The following is an 8,627-nucleotide window of genomic DNA, read 5'->3' on the forward strand; positions in this document are numbered from 1 at the left end:
GGAGCTGCTGGAGGGCGTGGCTGACCGAGGCGCTGGTGCGCTGGGCCGCCGCGTGCAGCGAACGCAGCAGGTCGATCGTCTCGGAAGTCGCGACGCTGCCGCGGTCGGCGCCGACGTCGGCGAGCAGGTCCTGGACGAACTGCCAGGGCGGGATCCGCTGTCCGGACAGGTAGCGGGAGACGGCTCCCGCGCTCAGGTGCCGGCGCGCGCCGTAGCGGCGCACGGACGCCGTGGGCCGCAGGCCCGTGAACAGGCTGCGCAGGGCCTCGGCGAACGCCCGGCATTCGCTGTTCAGGTCGGGGCTCAGCGCTCGCAGGTCTCCCACCCGCCCACCCCCCGGTGTCTCGTAGGCTTCCACGGCGCCACCATCCTTGCAGTATCGGGTCGGCTGCGGCCCGGGAATCCAAGGCACCCGGGCCGCAGCCTTCACGTCAGGCCGTCTCCTTGTCCGCAGGGTCCTCCCGGGGCTCGGCGACGAGCTGGTTCACGAACGACACGCTCGCACCGAACGCGCCGACGCCGAAAAGGACACACTGGGCCAGGTGCGTGCCCCCAGCGGCGCTCAGAACCCCAGCGCCGATACCCGTGAGCACGCCGACCAGCAGCACCAGGGCCGCCCTCGGCGACAGCAGCGCATGCCGCACCATCAACCTCCTCGATCCGTGGTAGCACTCGCCGCCACGACCTGCCCGCCAGCCGGATCGGCCTGACGGTGCATCACAGGATGAAGGAGGCGCCTGGTGTTGCGCCTCCGTTGCCGGGCCGGCAACACCAGATGGCAACACCGCGGCCTCGGGCCGTACCCGGCCGGGCACCGGCAATCCGGCCCCGGCTCCGCCCTCTCAGCGGTTCAGGGCCGGGCGGCGAGCGCCTCGATCTCGAACAGCACGTCGGGCGCGGCCAGGCTCGCGACGCCGACGAGGGTCTGCGTGGGCGGCTTCGAACCCCAGCCCTCCCGCACGGCAGCGGCGATCGGCCCGAGCTTGCCGAGGTCGTGGTCCACCACGTACGTCCTGAGCTGGACGACGTGGCCGAGGTCGAGCCCATGGGCAGCGAGGGCGACGCCGATGTTGTGGAACGCCCGCTTCACCTGCTCGGCGAAGTCGGCCGACACGACCGCGCCGTCCGGCCCCGATCCGTACTGGCCGGCGACAAACACCAGTTCCGTGCCCGCGGGGACGGCGGCGGTGTGGCTGTAGCCGAACGGAACCGGGTCGTGCAGACCGTCCGGATTGACGATGGCGTGCGCCAAGGGGATCACCTCTCGAATGCGGCAGGGCTTGTTCGTCCTGCCGGCAAGCCTCCCAACAAATCACGACGTCCTCTGTCGTGTATTCCCGTAGGGTTTCCCCATGCGCGCCGACCGCCTGGTGTCACTGGTCCTGCTGCTCCGGCAGCACGGCCGGATGTCGGCCGCCACCCTGGCCGCCGAGCTGGAGGTGTCCACCCGCACCGTCCTGCGCGACATCGAGGCGCTGTCCGTCGCCGGCGTCCCGGTCTACGCCGAACGCGGCCGCCACGGCGGGTTCGCCCTGCTGCCCGGATTCCAGACGGAGCTCACCGGACTCAGCCATGACGAGGCACTGGCCCTGCTGGTTGCCGGATCGCGGCGCGGCACCCAGGCGTTCGGCCTCGGCGCGGCGCTCGCCTCCGCCATGCGCAAGGTGGTCGACGCCCTGCCCGAGAACTCCCGGGCGACCGCGGCAGGCTCCGTGCGGAGACTGCTCGTCGATCCCGACACCGACCTCCTCGCGCGTCGACGGAACGCAGCAGAGGAGGTGCCCGACGCCGTCATGGCCGAGGTCCGGCGCGCGGTGCTCGCCGGACAGAAGCTGCGCATCCACTACGCGGCGGTGGACCAGGCCCCGGAATGGCGCATGGTGGACCCGATCGGGCTGGTCACCGTCCGCGACCAGGGCTACCTGCTGGCCGCGAGGTCAGGCGAGGACCGCACCTACCGGCTGTCCCGGATCGTGGCCGCCGAGGAGCTCGCCGAACCGGCCCAGCGGCCGGACCGGATCGACCTGGGCCGAGCGTGGGAGGAACGCAGCATCCGGTTCCGCACCGGCGGGGACCAGGTCACCGTGCTGCTCCGGGTGGACCCGGCGCGGCGGGACGAGCTGGGGGGCACCGCGTTGACCGTCCACGCCGGAGAAGTCGAGGGCCCGGACGGCTGGCTGCGGCTCGAAGCGACCTTCCAGGACCCCCGGCATGCCGAATGGGCGCTCTGGCAGCTCGCCACCGACGCGGAGGCCCTGGCCCCGCAATGGCTGCGCGACCGCCTGCGCGACCGCGCCGCCGCGATCGCCGCCTCCTACAACGCGTCGCCCCGAGGCCTGCGCTCCGATACCTGAGGCCCGAGGGGGACACCGCCGGCGCTCGATGCCCGAGGTCCGAAGCAGGGCACCTGAGGAAGGGCGGCCGAGGCGCGGAAGGACGTCGTGACCGTCTGGGGCCTGGAGGTCCTCGGCGTCACCGCCCTGACCGACGACGTTCTCACCCGGCGCGCACCGATGCGACGAGCGCCTCACCAGGGCCTTCCGGACAGACCAAGGCCCTGGTGAGGCGCTCCCGAAGAACCGCCTCACCGTTCTGATGTGTGCCCTGGCCGACATCCTGGCGACAGCGACCGCCTGGAACGCCCCGAACAGCTCGCAACCTACGGCTTCGCCGACGACCCGCTCGACACACCGCCCGAACACTTCAACGCGCCGCACGGCCGCTTCGTCGTCGCACATCTCAAGGACCACCCTCAAGCACTCGGCTGCGGGGGCTGGCACATGACGACGCCCGGAACCGCTGAGATCAGGCGCATGTACGTGACACCGGAAGCTCGTGGCGTGTCCCTCGGCAGTCAGGTCCTCCGTTTCCTCGAACCAGTGGCCCACCAGCACGGCGCGGTGCGTGCCGTCCTGGAGACCGGCAGCCGAAACCTGGCAGCGCTCGCACTGTACGAGCGGTTCGACTACAAGCCGATCCCCTCCTACATTCCAGGCCGGCAGCCCGTCATCAACCGGGCGCCGGCGAAGGATCTGCCTGGATGGCCCCGGAGTCCCTTGTCGGTGAGCAAGGGAGACGGCCGAGCGGCGCGCGCACGAGCTTACGGCTGTCTGGAACCTGCACCGTGTTACCTGCCCCCCGCCTACCCGACAGCCGTCTCCTCGTCGCCGTCGGCTGCGGCGGTCCTCCGCGGCCGGCCGGCATCGGGACGACGGTCTCTGCGCCGGGTGTCGCCAGGCCGGCGTCGGCCAACGGGCCCGTGAGCGGGCCGAGCGGGAGCACGCCCGAGCCCAAGCCGCCGCCGCTGCCGCTGCCGCAGCTGAGGTGAAGCCCGCTCGGTCTCGGTGGCGCCGCTGACCCGCTGCTCCCCACTGCCGGCGGCCGACCTGCGGTGGGAGCTTCAGCACCCCCCGCGACCTGGGCTGGGGAGCTTCGGCACCAGGACGGTGGGTTTCAGCTGTCAGCCGCAGCAGCCGGCCACCTCGTGCGCACCGCGACGGACGGTCAGGCGGGGAGGTCGAGGGTGGCGACGGCTCCGCCCTCTGGGGCGTTCGCGAAGGTCAGACGGGCGTTGAGGACTGCGGCCTGGCCGGTGGCGATGGTGAGGCCGAGGCCGTGGCCGTGGCCGCGTTCCGCGGCCCCGGTGCGGAAGCGCTGCGGCCCATCGGCGAGGAGGGTGTCCGGGAAACCGGGTCCGTGGTCGCGCACGGTGATCCGGCTGCCGGCGACGATGACCTCGACGGGGGCGGCGCCGTGCCGATGGGCGTTGGCGATGAGGTTGGTGATGATCCGCTCCACGCGGCGCGGGTCGGTGCGGACGGTGGCGGGTGTCGTCAGCCGGAGCCGGACAGCGCCGTCGTCCTTCCTGCTCACCTCGTCGATGAGATCTCCCAGAGGTACCTCGTCGAGGCGGGCGCTCTCGGCACCGGCGTCGAGACGGGAGACCTCCAACAGGTCCTCCACCAGGCCGCGCAGGGCGCGGACCTGGGTACGCACCAGGTCAGTGGCCTCATCGTCCTCGGGCAGCAAGCCGGCGGCGGTGACCAGGCCCATCAGCGGGGTACGAAGTTCGTGCGCGACGTCGGCAGTGAAGCGCTTCTCCGCGGCGAGCCGCCCTTGCAGCGTCGCGGCCATCTCGTCCACGGCAGTGGACATCTCGGTGATCTCGTCGCGGGCGCGGCCCCGGCGGCCGATGCGGGCGTCGAGATCGCCGTCTGCGATCCGGCGGGCGGTCCGGGAGGTGTGGCGCAGGCGCCGGTTCATCTGCTCCGCCGCCAGCGCGGTGACGGGTACGACGACGGCGAGGGCCGCGAGGGCGGCCTTGACGATGCTGCGGTCCAGCAGCTGGAGGCTGCGCACGGTGGCGCTCAAGTCGGTACGGACGGTGAGCACCTGGTCGTCGCCGACCGGGACGGCCGCCCACATCCAGTACCAGTTCGGTGCTTTGACGTCGTACCACAGCGCGTACTCACCGGGGACCTGCGCGTCCTGGACCGCCTGGGCCAGCGGCCCGGGCAGGCTGTCCCTGGGCTGGAGGGAGGCGTAGTCGGGGCGGCGGCCGGTACGGGAGAACTCCTGCTCCGCGGAGCCCAGCCGGGCGATCGCCAGGTCGCGCCCCGTCCGGTCGCCCCGCTCCGCGGTCGCTCGGTGGACGAGCACGCCGATCACCACGGCGATCGCACCGCAGGCGAGCGCGACCAGGGCGGTGATCTTCCAGCGGAGGGAGCGCGGGTCCAGCAGGCGCGGGCCGACGCCTCGTGCGGTCATCGCGTCAGCTCCGTACGAGCTTGTAGCCGAAGCCCCGGACGGTTTCGATGCGCTCGGCGCCGATCTTCTTCCGCAGCCGCACCACGCACAGGTCGACGACTCGGGTGTCGCCCTCCCAACCGTAGTCCCACACCTCGCGCAGCAGGCGGCGGCGGTCCAGGACCGTGCCGGGGTTCTCCGCGAAGACCAGCAGCAGGCGGAGCTCGGTGGGAGTGAGGGGGACGGCCCGGCCGTCCACACACACGTCCAGGCCGCGGAGGTCGATGGTGAGGGCACCGAAGGTGAGCAGGTCCGGCACCGGCCCGGCGGGGGAGCGCGGGGGCCGGCTGTGCGGCTCGCCCGGCGCGGGCTGCTCCTCCCGTGCGGGCTGCGCGGCGGCTCGGTCGTGGAAGGTGGCGCGGCGCAGCAGGGAGCGGATGCGGGCTACGAGCACGGGGATGTCGACGGGTTTGACGACGTAGTCGTCGGCGCCGGCCTCCAAGCCGGCCACGACGTCGAGGGCGTCGCCGCGGGCGGACATCATCAGGATGGGGGTGAGGGTCTGCTCACGGACGCGTCGGCACAGGCTGATGCCGTCGAGGCCGGGAAGCATCACGTCCAAGATCAGGACGTCGTGCTCGCCGGCCCGGACGGCGTCCAGGCCGTCGAGCCCGTCGCCGGTGACGTCGACCTGGTACCCGTAGCGTTCCAGGGCCATTTGGACCGAGCGGCGGATGATCGCGTCGTCCTCGACGAGCAGCACGTTGACCGCGTGGGGTACTCGGGTGGCGGACAAGAGCTCTCCGATGTCGTCGCCTGGGGGTGGGGTGCCCATTCCAACACGTCGGGGACCGTTCGCGGCCGCCGGGGCAGCGGTGCGCGGGTCGCTGCCCCGGCGGGTGCGGACGGGTGCGGGCGTTCGGAAGCGGTCACAGCTGCAGGGACGCCGCGACCGGGAGGTGGTCGCTGCCGGTGTCGGGCAGCGTCCACGCGGACCGCGCGGTGATGCCCTTCACCAGGATCTGGTCGATGCGCACCACCGGGAACGGCGCGGGCCAGGTGAAGCCGAAACCGTCCCCGGCCTCCTGCTGGGCCGAGCGTAGCTGCCCGGTGAGCGTGCGCAGCGCGGAGTCGCCGAAGGAACCGTTGAAGTCGCCCAGGACGACGACCCTCGCGAGCGGCTCGCTCCGGACGGCCGCAGCGAGCTTGGCGGCCGCGTCGTTGCGGCCGGCGGTGGTGAATCCCGCGTCCAAGCGCACTCGGACCGAGGCGAGATGGGCGGTGTAGAGGGCGACGGGGCCCTTGGGCGTTTGGACGGTCGCGCGCAGGGCCCGGGTCCACGGCATGATCTCCACCGGCTCCACGCCCTGCAGCGGGTACTTGCTCCACAGCCCGATGCCCCCGCGCACCTGGGAGTAGGGGTAGGCGGTGGCCAGCTCGCGCCGGTAGGCCTCCTGCGCGCGGCTCGCCAGTTCCTCCACCGCCACGACGTCGGCTCCCGACACGGCCAGGGCACGCGCCGTCCGGGCGGGGTCGGGATTGTCCTCGTTGACGTTGTGGCTGACGATCGTGAAGTCCCCGCCGCCCGTGCGCTTGTCGAGAAGAGCCGGTGCGAACAGGACGCTCCAGACGAGGGCGGGCAGCAGCGTGGCCACCGCGGCCGCGGCGGAGCGTCGCAGTGCCGCCAGGAGGAGTAGCACCATGATGCCCAGGCCCGACCAGGGCAGCACGGTCTGCCAGAGGCTGGCGAGGTTGACCGGGCCGTTCGGCAGCCAGGGGTTCAGCCCCGTCAGGGCGGCGAGCACAGCGGCGGCCCCCGCGATCAGCCGCCCGCGCCGCCCCACGGCCCGACGGGTTGGGCGGTGAGGAAGACGGCTACGAACCGTCCGGCGGCGCGGCCCGTCGCCGTCGCCCGACCCGTGGGCCGGGACCGTGACAACCGTTGCCGGAGGCGTCGTCGCCGGAACCGTGCCGGTGCGCGTGCTCACGCCCACTCCCGCTGGCCGCCGTCGAGCGTCGGCAGGACGCCGGGCAGTTTCCGCCGCAGGGCGTCCACGAGCCGGCCACTGCTCTCCAGAGCCGCCCGCATGCCGTCTGCGGGAGCGGCGCCGGCCCGCTGGCCGAGCACCACACCGTAGACGAGCCGGCGCCCCGAGCCGCTCTCGGCGTCGGCGACCTCCAGCGCCCACATCAGGTTCCCGCCCGCCGAGGTGGTCGAACCGGTCTTCAGACCCACCACCCCGGGCAGGTCGAGCAGCCGATTGGTGTTGTGCAGCGGCTCGGCCCGGCCCGGCAGCGTGGTGTTGCGCAGGGCCACCGTGGCCCGCAGCGCCGGCTCCTTCATCGCCTCACGGGCCAGTTTCAGCTGGTCGGCGGCGGTGGACACGGTCGTCGCCTCCAGGCCGCTGGCCCCGGTGTAGGTGGTGCCTGTCATCCCCAGCCGGGCGGCCTCCGCGTTCATCCGGGACACGAACGCCTCCTCACTGCCCGCGTCCCACCGGGCCAGCAGCCGCGCCACGTTGTTGGCGGAGGGCAGCAGCATCACCTCCAGCAGCTTGCGCTGGGTCAGGCGCTGCCCAGCAGTGACGGGAGCGGTCGACTCGTCCGCCGAACCCGCCTCGGCGGCGGCCTGCGCGTCGACCGTGATCGTCGGCCCGTCCTCGCCGTCCTTGAGCGGATGGTCCCGGAGAACGACGTACGCCGTCATCACCTTGGTCACGCTCGCTATCGGCACCGGCTGCTGCCCCCCTCTGACGGCGAGTACGCCGACCTTCGCCGCCGCGACGGCCGACTGTCCCTCCTGCGGCCACGGGAGGCCGAGAGCGGTGATTGCGTCCGACACTGGTAGCACCAGCGCCCGGCCCGATCGGCTGTCGTTGACCTGTCCGGCACCGCCGCCCTGCCGAGGGACCAGCGTGCCGCCCCCGGCGCCGACACCGACGAGTATGACGACGGCCAAGGCCCACATCGCCCCACGGCGCCTCAGAGGGAGCCGACCGGCGGTGGTGTGCGGGTCTCGGACTTCAGGTTGCGTGGGCACAGACACGACAGCGGCCTCCCGGAGCCAAAGGGACGAAGAACCCGGTGGCAGTGGTCACCAGGTGTGCCTACAGGCTCCGTGACCGGCACTTCAGCCTGCGCGTAGCGGGGCTTCCGTTGACGCGCGGGTGTGTATCAGCCGTGTACTGCATGACTGTCGTGGTCCCGACGGTGTGGGGACCACCGGCCAGCCGGTGTCCTCACTCCGCTGCTGAACTTGAAAGCGTGGTGTCGGGCCTGGTCGTGGTCAGCCGTCCATGATCAGCCCGGCCTCGCGGAGGCAGCCGTCGATCGGGTGAGGGCGGTACTGGATCTTCCTGAGGCGTCGTTCGACTGTCTTGGCCAGGTGGTCGACGTTGATGAAGGCGAAGGTGCCGACTCCGCGCTTCATCAGCGCCCAGATACCCTCCTGCGGGTTGAGGTCCGGTGCGTACGACGAAAGTTGGAAGACGGTGAGCCAGTCGCTGTTCGCAGCGATGAACTCCTTCATCTGCGGCAGCAGATGGACTGACAAGTTGTCCCGGACCAGCACGATCGGGCCGCCGAGCCGGATTCGAGCTCGCACGATCAGGTCCTGGTCGTCCAGGCAGGTAGAGGCCTTCGGCTCACCCTTGCGGCCCCGGTGGACACGGAAGCCGTAGATCAGTCGGGACCGCTCGCCCTGCTTGTAGCAGGCCATCCCTGCTATCGACACTCGTCCGGACTCCCTGCCGCGGACGTGGACCACAGGGGTCTGGCCCACACCGCCCTAGGTGTACTGACCACGGAGGTTGGTGACAGGGCTCACGGCGTGGTGATCTTGAAATGAGTGAGGGCCTTCTGGCTCGGTGTGGATTGCGACA

Annotated in this window: 9 protein-coding genes and 1 pseudogene; 2 read left to right on the plus strand and 8 right to left on the minus strand. The window is 72.0% G+C overall.

Going from position 1 to position 8,627, the window contains the following annotated elements:
* The 3 genes and pseudogenes from ACFWOG_RS36985 to ACFWOG_RS36995 all read right to left on the minus strand — a co-directional run.
* Nucleotides 1-325: pseudogene (locus ACFWOG_RS36985) on the minus strand (response regulator); the annotation flags it as partial.
* A 106-nt stretch (nt 326-431) separates the two neighbouring features.
* Nucleotides 432-647 carry a hypothetical protein gene (locus tag ACFWOG_RS36990; protein ID WP_380363812.1) on the minus strand — a complete coding sequence of 72 codons (216 nt, stop codon included), beginning with the start codon at nt 645-647 and terminating at the stop codon, nt 432-434.
* A 203-nt stretch (nt 648-850) separates the two neighbouring features.
* Nucleotides 851-1,252, minus strand: coding sequence for a RidA family protein (locus ACFWOG_RS36995; protein ID WP_380363814.1), 402 nt, complete (start codon nt 1,250-1,252; stop codon nt 851-853).
* 100 nt (nt 1,253-1,352) lie between these two features.
* Here ACFWOG_RS36995 and ACFWOG_RS37000 point away from each other — a divergent pair, with 100 nt between their 5' ends.
* Together ACFWOG_RS37000 and ACFWOG_RS37005 are read left to right on the plus strand one after the other, a co-directional pair.
* Complete coding sequence (locus ACFWOG_RS37000) at nt 1,353-2,354, plus strand: helix-turn-helix transcriptional regulator (protein ID WP_380363816.1); 1,002 nt, start codon at nt 1,353-1,355, stop codon at nt 2,352-2,354.
* 243 nt (nt 2,355-2,597) lie between these two features.
* Entirely contained in the window at nt 2,598-3,263 is a 666-nt protein-coding gene (locus ACFWOG_RS37005) for a GNAT family N-acetyltransferase (protein WP_380363818.1), read from the plus strand.
* 241 nt (nt 3,264-3,504) lie between these two features.
* On the opposite strand, the gene ACFWOG_RS37010 is transcribed toward ACFWOG_RS37005, so the two are convergent.
* The 5 genes from ACFWOG_RS37010 to ACFWOG_RS37030 form a co-directional block, all read right to left on the minus strand.
* Entirely contained in the window at nt 3,505-4,767 is a 1,263-nt protein-coding gene (locus tag ACFWOG_RS37010; protein ID WP_380363820.1) for a sensor histidine kinase, read from the minus strand.
* Between the two features lie 4 nt (nt 4,768-4,771).
* Nucleotides 4,772-5,581 carry a response regulator transcription factor gene (locus tag ACFWOG_RS37015; protein ID WP_380363822.1) on the minus strand — a complete coding sequence of 270 codons (810 nt, stop codon included), beginning with the start codon at nt 5,579-5,581 and terminating at the stop codon, nt 4,772-4,774.
* Nucleotides 5,582-5,675: 94 nt separating this feature from the next.
* A complete protein-coding gene (locus ACFWOG_RS37020) occupies nt 5,676-6,590 on the minus strand; it encodes an endonuclease/exonuclease/phosphatase family protein (RefSeq protein ID WP_380363824.1) in 915 nt (304 codons plus the stop codon).
* Nucleotides 6,591-6,730: 140 nt separating this feature from the next.
* Nucleotides 6,731-7,588: a D-alanyl-D-alanine carboxypeptidase family protein gene (locus ACFWOG_RS37025; protein WP_380363826.1), complete on the minus strand. Its 858-nt coding sequence runs from the start codon at nt 7,586-7,588 to the stop codon at nt 6,731-6,733.
* A 444-nt stretch (nt 7,589-8,032) separates the two neighbouring features.
* Complete coding sequence (locus ACFWOG_RS37030; RefSeq protein WP_380363828.1) at nt 8,033-8,527, minus strand: transposase; 495 nt, start codon at nt 8,525-8,527, stop codon at nt 8,033-8,035.
* Nucleotides 8,528-8,627 lie beyond the last annotated feature (100 nt).

Origin of the sequence: Kitasatospora sp. NPDC058406 (genome assembly GCF_042722765.1) — a bacterium.
GTDB lineage: Bacteria > Actinomycetota > Actinomycetes > Streptomycetales > Streptomycetaceae > Kitasatospora.

Bases quoted from the DNA above. Each gene is read 5' to 3' on its own strand.
- ACFWOG_RS36990 (WP_380363812.1), bottom strand. From the start codon at position 647: ATGGTGCGGCATGCGCTGCTGTCGCCGAGGGCGGCCCTGGTGCTGCTG.
- ACFWOG_RS37000 (WP_380363816.1), top strand. From the start codon at position 1,353: ATGCGCGCCGACCGCCTGGTGTCACTGGTCCTGCTGCTCCGGCAGCAC.
- ACFWOG_RS37010 (WP_380363820.1), bottom strand. From the start codon at position 4,767: ATGACCGCACGAGGCGTCGGCCCGCGCCTGCTGGACCCGCGCTCCCTC.
- ACFWOG_RS37015 (WP_380363822.1), bottom strand. From the start codon at position 5,581: ATGGGCACCCCACCCCCAGGCGACGACATCGGAGAGCTCTTGTCCGCC.